The 16,122-nt window shown below is 72.4% G+C and carries 13 protein-coding genes; 10 read left to right on the top strand and 3 right to left on the bottom strand.

All coding sequences use genetic code 11. The annotated features are described in order from the left end of the window. Positions 1-10 precede the first annotated feature (10 nt). From IFT79_RS07260 to IFT79_RS07240, 5 genes are all read left to right on the top strand, one after another. A complete protein-coding gene (locus IFT79_RS07260; RefSeq protein ID WP_056045735.1) occupies positions 11-373 on the top strand; it encodes a helix-turn-helix domain-containing protein in 363 nt (120 codons plus the stop codon). Then, positions 370-1,653: a type II toxin-antitoxin system HipA family toxin gene (locus tag IFT79_RS07255; protein ID WP_056045738.1), complete on the top strand. Its 1,284-nt coding sequence runs from the start codon at positions 370-372 to the stop codon at positions 1,651-1,653. Before IFT79_RS07260 ends, IFT79_RS07255 begins: the two co-directional genes overlap by 4 nt. Positions 1,654-1,762: 109 nt before the next feature. Beyond that, a complete protein-coding gene (locus IFT79_RS07250) occupies positions 1,763-2,089 on the top strand; it encodes a DUF6504 family protein (protein WP_055972315.1) in 327 nt (108 codons plus the stop codon). Between the two features lie 152 nt (positions 2,090-2,241). Beyond that, entirely contained in the window at positions 2,242-2,925 is a 684-nt protein-coding gene (gene pnuC, locus IFT79_RS07245) for a nicotinamide riboside transporter PnuC (protein ID WP_159824818.1), read from the top strand. 34 nt (positions 2,926-2,959) lie between these two features. Next, complete coding sequence (locus tag IFT79_RS07240; RefSeq protein WP_192123461.1) at positions 2,960-4,741, top strand: glycoside hydrolase family 15 protein; 1,782 nt, start codon at positions 2,960-2,962, stop codon at positions 4,739-4,741. A 102-nt stretch (positions 4,742-4,843) separates the two neighbouring features. Here the strand turns inward: IFT79_RS07240 and IFT79_RS07235 are convergent, their stop codons facing one another. Next, entirely contained in the window at positions 4,844-6,208 is a 1,365-nt protein-coding gene (locus IFT79_RS07235) for a glucose-6-phosphate dehydrogenase (protein WP_192123459.1), read from the bottom strand. A gap of 200 nt (positions 6,209-6,408) precedes the next feature. Continuing rightward, positions 6,409-7,722, bottom strand: coding sequence for an FUSC family protein (locus tag IFT79_RS07230; protein ID WP_192123458.1), 1,314 nt, complete (start codon positions 7,720-7,722; stop codon positions 6,409-6,411). Between the two features lie 132 nt (positions 7,723-7,854). Between IFT79_RS07230 and IFT79_RS07225 the strand changes: the two genes are divergently transcribed. The 3 genes from IFT79_RS07225 (at position 7,855) to IFT79_RS07215 (ending at position 12,770) form a co-directional block, all read left to right on the top strand. Continuing rightward, positions 7,855-11,307 (top strand): DNA polymerase III subunit alpha, encoded by a 3,453-nt coding sequence (locus IFT79_RS07225; protein ID WP_056045756.1) that lies wholly within the window; start codon positions 7,855-7,857, stop codon positions 11,305-11,307. 93 nt (positions 11,308-11,400) lie between these two features. Then, positions 11,401-12,423: a glutathione S-transferase family protein gene (locus IFT79_RS07220; protein WP_123570205.1), complete on the top strand. Its 1,023-nt coding sequence runs from the start codon at positions 11,401-11,403 to the stop codon at positions 12,421-12,423. A gap of 11 nt (positions 12,424-12,434) precedes the next feature. Next, positions 12,435-12,770 (top strand): TraR/DksA family transcriptional regulator, encoded by a 336-nt coding sequence (locus IFT79_RS07215; RefSeq protein WP_342211790.1) that lies wholly within the window; start codon positions 12,435-12,437, stop codon positions 12,768-12,770. 57 nt (positions 12,771-12,827) lie between these two features. Here IFT79_RS07215 and IFT79_RS07210 read toward each other — a convergent pair whose 3' ends face one another. Continuing rightward, the gene (locus IFT79_RS07210; RefSeq protein WP_192123456.1) at positions 12,828-13,544 is read right to left on the bottom strand and encodes a TetR/AcrR family transcriptional regulator; all 717 of its coding nucleotides are present in this window, start codon (positions 13,542-13,544) and stop codon (positions 12,828-12,830) included. 125 nt (positions 13,545-13,669) lie between these two features. Here IFT79_RS07210 and IFT79_RS07205 point away from each other — a divergent pair, with 125 nt between their 5' ends. Continuing rightward, a complete protein-coding gene (locus IFT79_RS07205; protein WP_192123454.1) occupies positions 13,670-14,593 on the top strand; it encodes an NAD-dependent epimerase/dehydratase family protein in 924 nt (307 codons plus the stop codon). Between the two features lie 231 nt (positions 14,594-14,824). Then, positions 14,825-16,066: a GAF domain-containing protein gene (locus IFT79_RS07200; protein ID WP_192123452.1), complete on the top strand. Its 1,242-nt coding sequence runs from the start codon at positions 14,825-14,827 to the stop codon at positions 16,064-16,066. The last annotated feature ends 56 nt before the right edge of the window (positions 16,067-16,122 follow it).

Genomic DNA, 16,122 nt, shown 5'->3' with positions numbered 1-16,122 from the left:
TTGGAGCATCGTGTTCGACGACGACCAGGCCGCACGAGTGCCGGTGCCCCCGCTCGTGTCGACGGACGAGCGTGAACGCCAGGTCGGCGAGCAGGTCCGTCGCCTGCGGCTCGACCGGGGACTCGACCAACTCGAACTCGCCCGACGGGCCGACCTGTCCCCCAGCACGGTGCAGTCCCTCGAGGCCGGCCGCGGCAGCACGTTGCGCACGCTCGTCCGCGTCCTGCGGGCCCTCGGTGCCGACGACGTCCTCGGGGGCATCGCCCCGGCGAGCGCCGTCAGCCCGCTCGACGTGCTGCGGTCGGCGGGCGACGAGCCGCGACGTCGGGTGTATCGCCCGCGGGGCGGACGATCGCCGGGCGGCGACTCGTGAGCTGGGTCCCGGTCCGTGCGGTCGAGGTGACGGCGTGGGGTCTCCGGGTGGGGGCCGTGGCGCTCGACCCGGCGATCGGGGCGTACGTCTTCGAGTACTACCCGGACTGGGTGGCGCGCGGCATCGAGTTGGCGCCACTGACGATGCCGGTGCGTACGCGGCGGCACGTCTTCCCGCAGTTGCCCGAGGCGACGTTCCATCGCCTGCCCGCCGTGCTGGCGGACGCGATGCCGGACGACTTCGGCAATGCGGTGATCGACGCCTGGTTGGTGCGCCAGGGGGTGTCACGGCAGCAGGTGAGCCCGCTCGACCGGTTGGCGTACATGGCGGACCGGGCCATGGGGGCGTTGGAGTTCCGGCCGGCGCGGGGACCGCGTCAGCGGACGACGAGCGCGGTCGAACTGAGTGCGCTCGTCGAGGGGGCACGCAGCGTGCTGGACGCCAGCTTCGGCGACGACCGCGAGGCGGAGTCGGCGATCAGGTCGTTGATCCAGGTGGGGACGTCGGCGGGTGGGGCGCGGGCGAAGGCGGTGGTCGCGTGGAACCGTGGCACGGGCGAGATCCGGTCGGGCCAGGTGGCGGCGCCGGACGGGTTCGAGCACTGGTTGATCAAGCTGGACGGGGTGGGCCCGGACTCCGAGCTGGGGTCGGGAGGTCTCGCCGGACGGGTCGAGTACGCGTATTCGCTGATGGCGGGGGCGGCGGGGATCGACATGGCCGAGTGCCGGTTGCTCGACGAGAACGGGCGGTCGCACTTCATGACGCGTCGGTTCGACCGCCGGGCCGAGGGCAAGGCCCACGTCCTCACGCTGTGTGGGGCGGCCCATCTCGACTTCCGGCAGCGACAGGCCCACGACTACGGGCAGCTGTTCGACGCCGTCCGTCGGATGGGGTCGGGCGACGAGGCGATGGCGCAGGCGTTCCGCCGGATGGTCTTCAACGTGCTGGCGGCCAACAACGACGACCACACGAAGAACTCGTCGTTCCTGTTGGCGGGGCCCGAGGCGTCGTGGGGGCTGTCGCCCGCGTACGACGTGACGTTCGCGCACAACCCGACCGGGCGGTGGACGTACCAGCACCTCATGGGGGTGGACGGCGTCTTCCGTGACGTCTCGCGGGCCGACGTGATGCGCCTGGCGGACCGTTTCCTGGTGCGGGACGCGTCGGGCATCGTCGACGAGGTGCGTGACGCGGTGGGGCGGTGGCGGTCGTTCGCCGACGAGGCCGGCCTGCCCCGCGAGGCGGTCGTCCACGTCGAGGAGGCGCTGCCCGGCTGGTGAGGACGCCGGCGCCTCGGCACCCGGGCCTCGGGCCCGCACCGGGGGTGGTCGATGTCGGTGGGGGTTCGTAGACTCCGTTCGAACACACATTCGAACGAGAGGTCGGCAGATGAGGGTGGACGAGAAGGTCCCGGTCGAGACGACCGCCGACGGGGCGCCCCTGCGCTTCGAGTGGCGGGGGGTCGTGTACGGCGTCGTCAGTTCGCCCGAACTCTGGGTCACTCGGACCGACTGGTGGCGATCGGCGACCCGGGCACCACGCGGGGCGAGCGCGCACCTGCTCGAGATGACGGTCTGGCGGGTCGACGCCGTGCCGCTCACGGACGGTGCCCACCGGGTCGACGGCACCTTCGACCTGGCGCTCGACGGCCGAGGCGACTCGTGGTTGCTGCTCGGGGTGTTCGACGACCGGGTCGAGCAGCAGCTGTTCGCCTGAACCCGGGGCGTCCGTCGGACGACGGTGGCCGGTGAGCCGTGCGACGTCGGGAATTCCCCCCGTGCCACACTCGTTGACGCACCAGGCGCCCTGCGCCCCGGGGACGCCGTGGTCCCGCACCACCCGCCTCCCCGACCGAAGAGAGCCTCCCGATGAATCCGTTGCTGTGGTTGTTCGACGCGCAGGTGCACATCGGCGACCAGACGATCCTCTGGCGCGAGGTGGTGGGCAACGTCTTCGGCCTGCTCAGCGCCCTCGGCGGCATGAGGCGCAAGGTCTGGGCCTGGCCGATCGGCATCGTGGGCAACGCGCTGCTGTTCACCGTCTTCCTCGGCGCGGTGTTCGACACCCCCAACCCGGTGAACCTGCTCGGGCAAGCCGCACGCCAGGTGATGTTCATCGTGGTGTCGATCTACGGCTGGTACCGCTGGAAGCACGCCGACGACGCCGGCGGCGCGGCCGTCGAGCCCCGCTGGGCGGGGTGGAAGAACCGGGTGCTGATCGTCGTCGTCCTCGTCGGCGGCACCGCCGCGTTGACCCCCCTGTTCCGCCTGCTGGGGTCGTACGAACCCGTGTGGGCCGACGCCTGGATCTTCACCGGGTCGCTCCTCGCCACCTACGGCATGGCCAAGGGCTGGGTCGAGTTCTGGTTGATCTGGGTCGCGGTCGACCTCGTCGGCACTCCCCTGTTGTTCAGCGCCGGCTACTACGCGTCGGCGTTCATGTACGTCTTCTACGGTGCCTTCACGCTCGCGGGGTTCGTCGTCTGGGCTCGCACCCGGCGGCAGAAGCCCAAGGTCGAGACGCTCTGGCCCGATCCGACGCTGCAACGCTGATCCCGGCTCCGGGGCGCGCTGGTTTGATGAGCGCATGCCCCTGCCCATCGAGAACTACGCACTGATCGGCGACCTGCACACCGGAGGCCTCGTCGGCTCCGACGGCAGCATCGACTGGCTCTGCCTCCCCCGCTTCGACTCCGCGTCGACCTTCGGTGCCCTGCTCGGCGACCACGACGCCGGACGCTGGCTCGTGGCCCCCTCCGACGCCGCCGCCACCTCGACCCGACGATACGTCGACGACACCTTCGTGCTCGTCACCCGCTGGACGACGCCCACCGGCGTGGTCGAGGTCACCGACCTCATGCCCTACGGCGACCGGCGGGCCGACGTCGTCCGCCGGGTGACCGGGGTCTCGGGCACCGTCTCGATGCACGTGGACCTCGCGATCCGGTTCGGCTACGGGACGGCCCTCCCCTGGGTGCGGCAGATCCCCGAGGGCGACGAGACGGCCCTCGTCGCCACGGCCGGGCCCGACGCCGTCGTGGTCCGCGGCCCCCGGCTGACCGCCACCGACCACACGCACGAGGCGACGTTCGACGTCTCCCCCGGCGAGACGATCGACCTCAGCCTCACCTGGTACCCGTCCCACCGCGAACCGCCGGCGCCCCTCGACGTGCCGGCCGGCATCGACGAGACCGTCGCCTGGTGGCAGGAGTGGGCCTCACGCTGCTCGGCCCCCGAGGCCTACGCCCCCGAGGTGCACCGATCGCTCCTGATCCTCCGAGCCCTCACCAACGAGGACACCGGAGGCATCGTCGCCGCGGCGACCACGAGCCTGCCCGAACGGTTCGGCGGCTCGCGCAACTGGGACTACCGCTACGTGTGGCTGCGTGACGCGTCGATGACGCTGCAGGCTCTCATCCTGCACGGATACGCCGAAGAGGCCGACCGGTGGCGCGGCTGGCTGCTGCGTGCCATCGCCGGGGACCCCGCCGACGTGCAGATCATGTACGGCCTGGCCGGCGAGCGGTACCTGCACGAGAGCGAACTCGGGCATCTGCCCGGCTACGACGGGGCCTCACCGGTGCGCATCGGGAACGCCGCGTACCAGCAGTACCAGGGCGACATCTTCGGAGAGGTGATGGTGGCCCTGCACGAAGCCCGCCTGCTCGGCGTCGAGGAGAGCGAGTACTCGTGGCCCCTGCAGCGTGCCCTCATGCAGTACGTCGAGGACAACTGGACCCGGCCCGACAACGGCATCTGGGAGATCCGCGGCGAGTTGCAGCACTTCACCCACTCGAGGGTGATGATCTGGGCCGCTCTGGACCGGGCCATCAAGGGCATCGAGCAGTTCGGCCTCGACGGCCCCGTCGACCGGTGGCGCCGGCTGCGTGACGAGGTGCGCACCGAGATCGAGACCCGCGGCTGGAACGCCGACCGCGCCTCCTTCACCCAGCACTACGGCACGACCGAGGTCGACGCGTCCCTGCTGCAGCTGCCGCAGGTCGGCTTCGTCGCCGCCGACGACCCCCGGATGCTCGGCACCGTCGCCGCCATCGAGCACGATCTGCTGGAGGACGGCCTGCTCATGCGTTACCGCACCGAGAGCGGCATCGACGGCCTGGACGGGGCGGAGAACCCGTTCTTGACCTGCTCGTTCTGGCTGGCCGAGCAGTACGCCGCCTCGGGGCGCGTCGACGACGCCGTCGCCCTGATGGACCGGCTGGTCGGCTACTGCAACGACGTCGGGATGCTCTCGGAGGAGATCGAGGTCGCGACGGGGCGCCACGTCGGCAACACCCCGCAGGCGTTGTCGCACCTGGCGCTGGTGCGCGCGGCCGACGCGATCGGGAAGGCGCACGACCGCGGGTGACCCGACCCGCGCCTCCTCGGCTGCCGGACGCGACGACGGCCGCCCTGCTCGCGAGAGCGGGGCGGCCGTCGAGGTCTGCCGGTCAGGAGTGCGCGACCAGGATCAGGCGGGCCAGTCCGACGGACCGGTCGACCCGGCGGCGTAGGTGTCGAGCGGCACCTGGTCGGCCTTCCAGGCCTCGATCACGGGAGCGACGATCGCCCAGCAGCGCTCGGCCACGTCGCCGCGGATCGAGAGCGTCGGGTCGTCGTGGAAGATGCCGCTGAGCACCTCGCCGTAGGGCGTGAGCTCGGGCTTGCCCAGGGTGACCGACATCGTCGACTTCTCGAGGTCGAAGGGGTTGCCCGAGCCGTTCGTGGTGACGCCGAGCTCCATCGTCTCGGGGCTGATCTCGATGCGGAGCGTGTCGGGCGTCGACGAACCGTTGAGGCCCTCGGGAAGCGCGGGGACCGGTTTGAAGGTGATGAGCACCTCTTTGCGGATCTTGGTCATGCCCTTGCCCGACCGCAGGATGAACGGGACGCCCGCCCAGCGACGGGTCTTGACCTCGAACTCGACCTCGGCGAGGGTCTCGGTCTGGCGCTCGTTGTCGACGCCGTCCTCGTCGGCGTAGGCGGGGACGTCCTTGCCGTCGATCGTGCCGGCCGCGTACTGGGCGCGACGGCTCGAGGCGACCGGGTCGGCGTCCTTGACCCAGGTGGCGCGCAGGACGCGGGCGATCTCGCTGCGCAGCTCGACCGAGTCGATGCTCGACGGGGCGTCCATCGCGATGACGGCGAGCACCTGCAGCAGGTGGCTCTGGATCATGTCGATCAGCGCGCCGGCCTTGTCGTAGTACTGGGCGCGACCCTCGAGGCCGAGGACCTCGTCGTAGAAGATCTCGACCTTCTCGATGTTCTCGCTGTTCCAGACCGGTTCGAAGAGGCGGTTGGCGAAGCGCAGGCCGATCATGTTGAGGACCGTCGCGCGACCGAGGAAGTGGTCGGTGCGGTGGATGCGCTCCTCGGGGACGATCTTGAGGAGTTCGGCGTTGAGCTCGCGGGCGCTCTCTTCGTCCGAGCCGAACGGCTTCTCGAGGGCGAGGCGCAGGCCGTCGGGCAGGTCGATCTCGGCGAGCGCCTGGATCACCTTGGTGCTGATGGCGGGCGGCAGGGCGAAGTACATGACCGGCGTGCCCTCGCTGGCCTCGAACAGGGCCTTCAGGTGCTCGACCGTGGTCGGGTCGCCCTGGAGGTACCGGCTCGACGCCAGCGTCTTCTTGGCGAGGTCGCTGCCGGCGTCGCCGTTGAAGGCGGTCTTCACGACGTCGTCCCACTCTTCGGGGCTGCGCTCGCTGCGGCCGGTGCCGATGAGCTGGACGTCGACGCCGCGGTCGCTCTTGAGCAGGCTCGCGAGGCCGGGGAGCAGCAGACGCTCGGTGAGGTCTCCGCTGGCTCCGAGGATGATGAGGGTGGTGGTGTCTGTCACAGTGCAGCTTTCGTGGGAGGGCGACGATCGTGTCGTCGCTAGTCGATCAGGCGGCGGGGGTTCTCGGGGCCACGGGTGTCAACGCACAGGGGGGACGGACATTCCCGTCGACCGCCCCGGCCGCGGAGGGCACGGGTCGCGTCTCGGCGCCGGTGCCCGGTCAACCGTACTGCTCCCGGAGGGTGAGCGCCGTATCGGGGTCAGCGACCGGCGTCGGCCTCGCCGTCCTGCACGGTGTCGTGCGGGGCGGTGTCGCGGGGTGCGCTGTCGTCGTCGACCGGCCCCGTGCTGTCGGTGCCGCCCACCCGGCCGCCGGTGTCGTCGTCGCCGGCCGTGCGCCCCTCCTCGGCGGCGTCGTCCTCGGGGCGGGGCGCGGTGGTGTCGTCGGGGTCGAGCGCGGCGATGATGCGTCCGAGCGAGACGGCGATCGAGACGCCGCCGCTCGTGTCCGTGGTCGGGCGGTCCCGGTGGCGGTCGACGGCGTCCCAGAGGTCGGCGACGCGTCGCCGGGCGTCGGTGAACGCGTCGACGTCGTCGGCCCCGTGGCGTCGGATGACGGTGGCGACGCCGTGCACGGCGTGGGCGACGTCGGGCGCGAGGTCGTCGGGCATGCCGATCTGCCGGCCGATCCGGCGACCGAGGATGCCCGAGACCTCGGCGACGTCCTGCAGGTGGAACGAGACGCGCTCGTACGTGGCGAGATCCGCGTACTCCTGGCCGAGGTCGCGGCGGCGGAGCAACCACCGCGGGTTCATGCGACGGGACTCGTCCGCGTACGCGACGGTCTCGCGGACGCGGCGGAGGGTGCTCGGCAGGACGCCCACGCGACGCTCCCATTCGTCGTCCTCGAGAGGCCAGGGGGTCTCGAACACGCCGGCGACCTCGTCGGCCCGGTCGGCCAGCGAGTCCTTCACCCGGAGGAGGCGCTCCTCGGCACGCGAGGCGTAGAGCGGCGGCACGAGCACCAGGTTGACCACGACGCCGACGACGACGCCGACGCCGATCTGCACGATGTAGCCCAGCGAGTAGGCCTCGGCGTTCGCGCCGCCGAGCAGCAGCACGAACAACCCGGCCGTGAGCACCCAGTCGCGACCGGCGCCGAGCCAGCGGATGCCCGCCACGAGCACGCCGACCCCGACGACGAGCGCCACCGCCAACACGCCGGGCCGACCGTCCTGCAGCGAGAAGACCGCCGTGGCGAGGGCGATGCCGACGACCACGCCGACCAGCACCTGGAACCCCTGTCGCAGCGAGCTCTTGATGGTCGGGTACATCGCGATCACGGCGCCGAGCGGCGCGTAGTACGGGTAGTCGGCGGCGACGCCGGGCACCTGCGGCGCGATCCAGTAGGCGAGGGCCGCGGCGAGCGCCGTCTTCACGGCGAGCAGGAGGCGCGGTTGGGCCAGCAGGACGCGGGTCCAGTGGGTCGCGGTGCGGGCGTCGCGACGCAGGGCGGACCGTCGATCGGGCGAGGCGGGGCGTCGATCGGTCGGGGTGGGGCGTCGATCGGACATGCCCCGATGATGACAGGCCGTGGGACCCGAGGGACGGGCCACGGGGTGCGACGGCCGATCGGAGCGACGTACACTGGTCGAACACCTGTTCGAACGACCCGGCCGGGGGTTCAGCAGCCCGAGGTACCGACCATGAGCTTCACCCACCTGCGCGTCGCGTCGGCGTTCAGCGCCCACCACGGCACGGCGCACCCGAAGGCGCTCGTCGACGCCGCCGTCGCGGCGGGTGCCGACGCGGCGGCGATCACCGACCGGGACGGGCTGTACGGGGCGATCCGGCACGTCGGGGCCTGCCGGACGGCGGGCGTCGACCCGATCGTCGGGGTCGAGCTGGGCTGCCGGGACGACCGCGAGGGGTTCGTGGACGGTGGTGCCGTCGGAGGCGGGGCCGTCGGCGGGGTCGACCGCATCGTGGTGCTGGCGCACGGGGCGCGGGGCGGCGGGCCGGCGAAGGCGGGGTGGGCGGCGCTGTGCCGGCTGATCAGCGCGTCCCACGGTCGGGCCACCCGCCGCGCCAGCGGCAGTGCCAACAGCGTGGCGACCATCGCCCGGTCCCGGGTGAGGGGCTTCGTCCAGGGCGAGACCGAGCCGGCGGCGACCGTGCTGCTGGGGCCCGACTCCGACGTGGGCCGGCTGGTCCAGGCGGGGCGTCACAGCGAGGCCGCGGCGTCGCTCGCCGACTGGGCGGCGACGCTGCCGGGCGGCGTGGTGGTCGAGGTGGTCTGCCACCTGACCGAGCCGGGCGAGAGCCGCAGCATCCGGCACGCCGCCCGCATGCTCGAGTTGGCCGACCACGTCGGGGTGCCGGCCGTGCTCACGAACGCCGTGCGGTACCTCGATCCCGACGAGGCCGTCACGGCCGACGTGCTCGACTCGGCAGGGCACCTGGCCGCCCTCGGCTCGTTCCGGCCCCAACCGAACGCCCAGGCCTACCTCAAACGCCCCGCCGACATGCGCCGACTGGCCCGTCTGGTGAGCGACGCCTCGTCGTTGCCCCGCAGCGTCGGCGACGAGATGCTCGCAGCCACCGAACGCCTGGCCGACCGGTGCCGACTCGACCCCGTCGCCGACCTCGGCTGGGGCCGCCCGAAGGTGCCGGAGCTCAGTGCGATCGGCGTCGACGGCGACCCCGACCAGGCGCTGTTCCGGCAGGCCCAGGCCGGCGTCACCGAACGCTTCGGCGACGCCGACCGTGCCCTGCGCGACAAGGTCGAGGACCGCATGCGCTACGAACTCGGCATCATCACCGGGTTCGGCTTCGCCGGGTACTTCCTCACCGTGGCCGACGTCTCCGCACTGATGCGCGACCTGCGGGTGCGCAACGCGGCGCGGGGATCGGGGGCGGGCAGCCTCGTCACCTACCTGCTGCGCATCTCGAACGTCGACCCGATCGAGCACGACCTGCTGTTCGAACGGTTCCTCGGCAACAAGCGCGAGACCCTGCCCGACATCGACATCGACGTCGAGGCGGCGCGGCGGCACGAGGTCTACCGGGCGATCTTCGACCGGTACGGCAGCAACCGGGTCACGCTCATGTCGATGCAGTCCACCTACCGCGGACGCGGGGCGGTGCGCGACGCCGGTCTCGCGCTGGGCCTCGACGACGAGCAGATCGACCTCGTGGCCAAGAACGTCTGGCGGTCGAACGCCCGAGACCTGCGCACGGCGATGGCCGAGAAACCCGAGCTGCGCGAGATCGCCGAACTCGCCCGGAGCAACGACCAGATCGACCTGCTCGTCGACCTCAGCGAACGGCTCGACCGTCTGCCCCGGCACATCTCGATGCACCCGTGCGGGGTCATCCTCGGCGACTCCGACCTGCTCAGCACGACCCCCGTCCAGCCCAGCGGCATCGGCCTGCCGATGAGCCAGTTCGACAAGTACGACATGAACGACGCCGGCCTGCTCAAGCTGGACGTCCTCGGCGTCCGCATGCAGAGCTCGCTCGCCTACGCCCTCGACGAGATCGAACGCGTCAACGGCCCCCGTGCCGCCCTCGCCGGCGCCCTGCCCGTCGACGTGCCCTACGTGAACCGCCAGGGTCGCATCGAGCTCGACGAGATCCCGCACGACGACGAGCCCACCTTCGAGGCGATCCGCACCACCCACACGCTCGGCATGTTCCAGATCGAGAGCCCTGGTCAGCGCGAGCTGATCGGCAAGATGCAGCCCGACCGCTACGAAGACCTCATCGCCGACATCTCGCTGTTCCGGCCCGGCCCGATGAAGGGCAACATGATCGCGCCGTTCCTCGACACCAAGCACGGATTCCAACAGCCCGACTACCTGCACCCGAGCTTCGCGTCGTTCCTCGACGACAGCTACGGGGTGGTCATCTACCACGAGCACGTGCTGCGCATCCTCGAGGCGACCATGCAGGTGTCGCTCGCCGAGGCCGACGAGATCCGACGACACATGGGCAAGGGCGACGACGACGCGCTCGAGGCGACCTTCCGCGAGCGCACCCGCGGCAACCTCGACCCCGCGACCGGGAGGCGACGCTTCGACGACGCCGCGGTCGACCGGATCTGGGCCGCGCTCAAGGGGTTCGGGTCGTTCGGCTTCTGCAAGGCCCACGGGGCCGCGTTCGCCCTGCCGACCTACCAGAGCGCGTGGTTGAAGACCCACTACCCGGCCGAGTTCCTGGCGGGCGTCCTCACCCACGACCCGGGCATGTACCCGAAGCGGTTGCTGCTGACCGAGGCGCGACGCATGGGCGTCCCCGTGCTGCCGCTCGACGTCAACGCCTCGACCGACGTCTACCGGGTCGAGCGCCTCCGGCCGCCCGCGACCCCGATCGCGCCGACCCGGGTCGGCGACCTCGGTCTGCGGCTGTCGCTGGCCGACGTGCACGGCATCAGCGACGCCGAGCTGGCCCGGGTGGTCGTGAACCGTCCCTACGACTCGATCACCGACTTCTGGCAGCGGGCGACGCCGTCCCGATCGCTCTTCGAGCGCCTGGCGCAGGTCGGGGCGCTCGACTCGGTCGCCGGGCCCGGCCGCACCCGCGGCGACGTCCTGGCGCGGGTTCGGGCGCTCACCGGCCGGTCGTCGCGCCCGAAGGCCACCGACGTCGAGAACCAGCTCGACTTCTCGATCGACGACTCCGACACGGTGCCGACCGGCACGCCCGACGTCGACGCCCGGCAGCGGGTCGCCGACGAGCTCGACATCCTCTCGATGGAGGTCAGCGAACACGTGATCGAGAGCTACCGGCCCATGCTCGACGACCTGGGCGTGGTGCGCGCCGCCGACCTGCGCGACCACTGGAACGGCACGACCGTGCTCGTGGCGGGCATCCGCATCGCGACCCAGACCCCGCCGATGCGCAGCGGCAAACGCGTGGTCTTCATCAGCCTCGACGACGGCAGCGGTTGCTCCGACTCCACGTTCTTCGAGGAGGCCCAGGCCCGCGCCGGCTCGCTGCTGTTCGGCACACAGCTGATGGTGATCCAGGGACGCACGCGTCGCACCGGCGAGCGCGGCATCTCGCTCGAGGCCGAGAACGCGTGGGACCTCAAGGCGATGTGGCGCGACTGGAACGCGGCCCGCGCCTCCTCGTCCTTGGCCGTCGGCAACTCCTGACCCGTGTCGTCACCACGGCGGCCGGGGCCGCCGCTCGTCCGCGCACGTCGCAGCAGCCAGGAATTGCCGACACCCCGTGCGTAGGGTGGCGACATGAGCGATCAGCAGGTCAAGGGCAGCTACGTCGAACCGGGTCAGGAGTACACCCGCGACACCAACTACATCGAGGACCGCATCACGCGCGATGCCGTCGACGGGTGGCCGGTCGAGGCCGGTCGCTACCGCCTGGTCGCCGCCCGGGCCTGTCCCTGGGCGAACCGCAGCGTCATCTCGCGACGCCTGCTCGGGCTGGAGGACGCGATCTCGCTCGGCCTGCCCGGCCCCACGCACGACGCCCGCAGCTGGACCTTCGACCTCGACCCCGACGGTCGCGACCCCGTCCTCGGCATCGAACGCCTCCAAGAGGCGTTCTTCGCCCGCACGCCCGACTACCCGCGCGGCATCACCGTGCCGGCGATCGTCGACGTGCCGAGCGGCAAGGTCGTCACGAACGACTTCCCCCAGATCACCCTCGACTTCGCGACCGAGTGGACCGCCCACCACCGTGAGGGTGCCCCCGACCTCTACCCCGAGGCCCTCCGCGGCGAGATCGACGAGGTGAACGCCGTGGTCTTCCACGACGTCAACAACGGGGTCTACCGCGCCGGTTTCGCCGGGTCGCAGAAGAGCTACGAGCGGGCCTACCGCACCCTCTTCGAGCGGCTCGACTGGTTGTCCGAGCGACTGGCCGGTCAGCGCTACCTCGTGGGCGACACCATCACCGAGGCCGACATCCGGCTGTTCACCACGCTCGCCCGGTTCGACGCCGTCTACCACGGGCACTTCAAGTGCAACCGGAACAAGCTCAGCGAGATGCCGGTGCTCTGGGCCTACGCCCGCGACCTGTTCCAGACCCCCGGGTTCGGCGACACGATCGACTTCGACCAGATCAAGGCGCACTACTACGTCGTGCATTCCGACATCAACCCGACGGGCATCGTCCCGGTCGGTCCGGACGCCTCGGGATGGCTCACCGACCACGGGCGCGAGCAGCTCGGTGGCCGCCCCTTCGGCGACGGCACTCCCCCGGCACCGCCCCGCGCCGGCGAAGAGGTGCCGACGCTCGTCGGGGCCTGAGGCACCGCCTCGTGCTCGATCCCTCGGACCGGTTGCGCACCACACGCGACGACGCCCTGGCGCTGGCCGCGCGACTGCTCGGGGACATGGAGGCGGTGGCCGCGGCCCGCGAGGGAGCCAACGTCGACGACGAGCACGACCCCGAGGGGTCCACGATCGCCTACGAACGGTCGCAGCTCGACGCCGTCCGGCGGTCGGCCCTCGAACGCGCCGCCGACGCCGAGGCCGCCCTGGCCCGGCTCGCCGACGGCACCTTCGGGCGCTGCGAGCGATGTGCGGCCCGGATCGGCGAGGCTCGGCTCGAGGCGCGACCCACCGCCCGACTCTGCATCGACTGCGCGAGCTGACCCGCGCCTCCTGCCGGCGCCTCGTCCCGCACCCACAGCGGGGGCGTCAGCGGGGCGTCAGCCCCAGATGCGAGCGATCTGCTCGTCGAGGAACGACTCGAACCAGGCGTCGCGGTCGGTGACGACGTTGGTGAGGTGACCGAAGAGCTCGAAGCTGAGATGCCCGTAGAGGGCCGTCCAGGCGGTGAGGCCCGCGGCCAGCACACCGGGGGCGACCGACGCCCCGAGGCCCTGGGCGAGCTGCGTGAACTCGTCGGCCAGGCCGGCTCGCACGGGCATCGCCCGCAACGTGGCTCCGCTCGCCGCCGCGTCGTCGACCGCCCCGAGCAGGAGCAGCCCCACCGCGATCGCCGGTTCGACGGTGTCGACCGGGGCCGCGTACCCGGGGACGGGTGAGCCGTAGAGCAGGGCGTAGCGGTGCGGGTCGGCGATCGCCCAGCGACGGGTCGCACGGGCCGTCTCGCGGAAGCGCTCCTGGTGGTCGGCCCGGTCGACGTCCTGCTCGGCCCGACGGGCGGCCTCGGCGAGGTCGACGTAGGCGTCGGTGATCAGGCGGGTCAGCAGGGCGTCGCGGCTCGGGAAGTACCGGTAGATCGCCGAGGACGCCATGCCCAGGTCGCGCGCGACGGCGCGCACCGAGAGGGCGGCCGCTCCCACCTCGGCCAGCTGCCGGTGGGCCGAGGCGAGGGCGCGCTCGACGATCTCGGTCCGTGCCCGCTCGCGGACGCCCCCCACGGCCCGGTCGCGTCCGTCGTCCCCTGCGTTCGTGGTCATGCCCCGATCCTGTCGTCCGAGAGCACGCGACACAAACGAGAGCACCGCTCTTGCGTATCGGGCCGCCCGACCCTAGGGTCAGATCCGAGAGCACCGCTCTCGCTCATCGCCCCCAGGAGGACCCCATGCCCACCCATCTCGTCGTCGGAGCCGGAGCCATCGGCACCCCCCTCGTCCGCCGCCTCGCCGAGCGGGGCGACACCGTGCGCGTCGCCACCCGCCGCGGCACCGCGATCGCCGGGGCCGCCCCGTTCACGCTCGACGCCAAGGACGCCGCCGCCCTGACGAACGCGGCCCACGGCGTCGACACGATCGTGGTCTGTTCGAACCCGCCCTACCCCGCCTGGGGCGTCGAGTGGCCGGCCATCACCACGGCCCTGATCGAGACGGCCTCCACCACAAGGGCGCGCATCGTGCTGATGGGCAACCTCTACGGCCACGGGCCGGTGTCCGAGCCGATGACCGAGCACACGCCCCTCGCCTCCGCCGAGGGGAAGGGCAGGGTGCGTGCCGACAGCTGGCAGCGGCTCCTGGCCGCGGCCGACCGGGGCGTCCGGGCCGTCGAGGTGCGCGCGAGCGACTACTTCGGGCCCGGTGCCGGGCGCAACGCCCACCTCGGCAGCGACTTCTTCGGGCCGCTCGTCGCGGGCCGCACCGCCCACGCGGTCGGCGACGTGACCCAGCCGCACGCCTGGGCGTACCTGCCCGACGTCGTCTCGACCCTCGTGGCCGCCATCGACCGCGACGAGTGGGGACGCGCCTGGCTGACGCCGCACGCCACCCACGCCTCACGGGTCGCGATCGCCGAGGAGGCGCGCCGCCGCTACGGCCTGACCGGTCGCGTCCGCCCGTGGAACCCGCTGCTGTGGGCCGGCCTGACCCGCACGGTGCCGTTCCTCCGCGAGGTGAGGGCGATGCAGTACCAGTTCGACTCGCCCTTCGTCGTGGACTCGTCCGAGAGCGAACTCCTGCTCGACATCGGACCGACCCCGTGGCCCGAGGCGCTGGACGCGACGATCGCGGCCGCCCGCGACGCCGTGCGTCGGTGACTCCTGACTCCTGTCGCCCGCGCACGACGACGGCCCCTGCCCCCGGGGACGTCCCGCGACGGCGCGACGGGAAGCAGGAGGTGCCGGCGGGACCGACGGTTCCCCGAGGTCACAGCAGACCCCCACGCGCCGCCCTTCCCCGACGGCCGCACGCCGCCGTACGCTGACAGCACCCCGGCGACGACGCCGCACGACGGCCGACTCGCCCCGATCGACGACGATTGGTGCTCCATGACGCTGACCGCGAGCCGTCCGCCCCGCGACGTCGGGCCGCAGCGCCGGGTGGTGCGCGACTCGTGGGACCGCGCCTCCCGGCACCGGCTCGATCCCGACGGCCTGCCCCGACTCGAGCTGCCCGAGGACGACCTCGACGACTGGCGTCGGGACCACCCGTTGGCGCTCGCGCTGCCCGTGGTGCGTCGTCTGCTCACGGACGACGTCTCGGGCTCGGGACTGCTCGTCGCGCTGGGCGACGAGCACGGACGCCTGCTCTGGGTCGAGGGCGACCACGCGGCCCGCCGCCGGGCCGAGGACATGCTGTTCGTCGCCGGTGCGGGCTGGTCGGAGTCGCGGGTCGGCACCTCGGCCCCCGGCACCGCCCTCGTGCTCGACCGGGGCGTGCAGATCCGCGGCGACGAGCACTGGAACCACCGCGTGCGGGCCTGGAGCTGCACGGCCGTCCCGGTCCACGATCCCGTCGACGGGCACGTCATCGGAGTCGTCGACATCACGGGAGACGAGCGAGCAGCCGGCTCGTTGACGCTGCCCCTGGTCACGGCGACCGTCGCGGCCGTGGAGGCGCACCTCGCGCTCCTGGGGTTGGCCGCGGTCGATCGCGTCCCGACCCGCACCCCCCGGCGGCCGGTCCGACCCGGTCCGGGCTCCCCCGCCGGCCTGACGACCCTGGGCCGTGACGAAGCCGTCCTCACGGTCGGGGACGGCCGCATCGCGCTGGGTGCCCGGCACTCCGAGATCATGACCCTGCTCGCCCACCGGACCGCCGGGTACACCGCTCACGAATTGGCCGACGCGGTCTACGGCGACGTCGACGCGGTGTCCACCCTGCGCCCCGAGATGGTGCGCCTGCGGCACGTCGTCGAGGCCCTCGACCCCACGCTGGTCCCCCTGTCGCGCCCGTACCGCCTGCCCCGCCCGGTGGCCCTCGACCTCGACGCGCTCGTCGGACTCGTCGACCGCGGTGCCCACCGCGCCGCCGTGCGAGCCGACACCGGCCCGGCGCTGCCCTCGTCCACGGCACCCGGCGTCGTGGCGCTGCGGGTCGAGGTCGCGGCGACCGTCCGGGACGCGCTGCTCACCGGCGGGTCGATCGAGAGCCTCGTGTCCTACTCCGAGTCGGACGCGGGTCGCGACGACGTGCGCGTGCTGCTCGAGCTGCTGCGTCGGCTTCCGCCGGGATCGCCCCGGCGGACGCACCTGGTCGCGCACCTCGAGGCGCTCGGTGGCCGGGACTGACGCGCAACCGGATGCAACCCCGCCCGACGTAGCCTGCCGCCAGCGGCGGGCGACCC

The organism is Frigoribacterium sp. CFBP 8759 (assembly GCF_014841655.1).
Classification (GTDB): Bacteria; Actinomycetota; Actinomycetes; order Actinomycetales; family Microbacteriaceae; genus Frigoribacterium.
Note: the sequence above shows the minus strand (reverse complement) of the source record. Positions and strands in the feature narration are given on the sequence as shown.

Excerpts from the sequence above, each read along its gene's own strand:
- IFT79_RS07250 (WP_055972315.1), top strand. The coding sequence starts at position 1,763 with ATGAGGGTGGACGAGAAGGTCCCGGTCGAGACGACCGCCGACGGGGCG.
- pnuC (WP_159824818.1), top strand. The coding sequence starts at position 2,242 with ATGAATCCGTTGCTGTGGTTGTTCGACGCGCAGGTGCACATCGGCGAC.
- IFT79_RS07240 (WP_192123461.1), top strand. The coding sequence starts at position 2,960 with ATGCCCCTGCCCATCGAGAACTACGCACTGATCGGCGACCTGCACACC.
- IFT79_RS07230 (WP_192123458.1), bottom strand. The coding sequence starts at position 7,722 with ATGTCCGATCGACGCCCCACCCCGACCGATCGACGCCCCGCCTCGCCC.
- IFT79_RS07225 (WP_056045756.1), top strand. The coding sequence starts at position 7,855 with ATGAGCTTCACCCACCTGCGCGTCGCGTCGGCGTTCAGCGCCCACCAC.
- IFT79_RS07220 (WP_123570205.1), top strand. The coding sequence starts at position 11,401 with ATGAGCGATCAGCAGGTCAAGGGCAGCTACGTCGAACCGGGTCAGGAG.
- IFT79_RS07210 (WP_192123456.1), bottom strand. The coding sequence starts at position 13,544 with ATGACCACGAACGCAGGGGACGACGGACGCGACCGGGCCGTGGGGGGC.
- IFT79_RS07205 (WP_192123454.1), top strand. The coding sequence starts at position 13,670 with ATGCCCACCCATCTCGTCGTCGGAGCCGGAGCCATCGGCACCCCCCTC.
- IFT79_RS07200 (WP_192123452.1), top strand. The coding sequence starts at position 14,825 with ATGACGCTGACCGCGAGCCGTCCGCCCCGCGACGTCGGGCCGCAGCGC.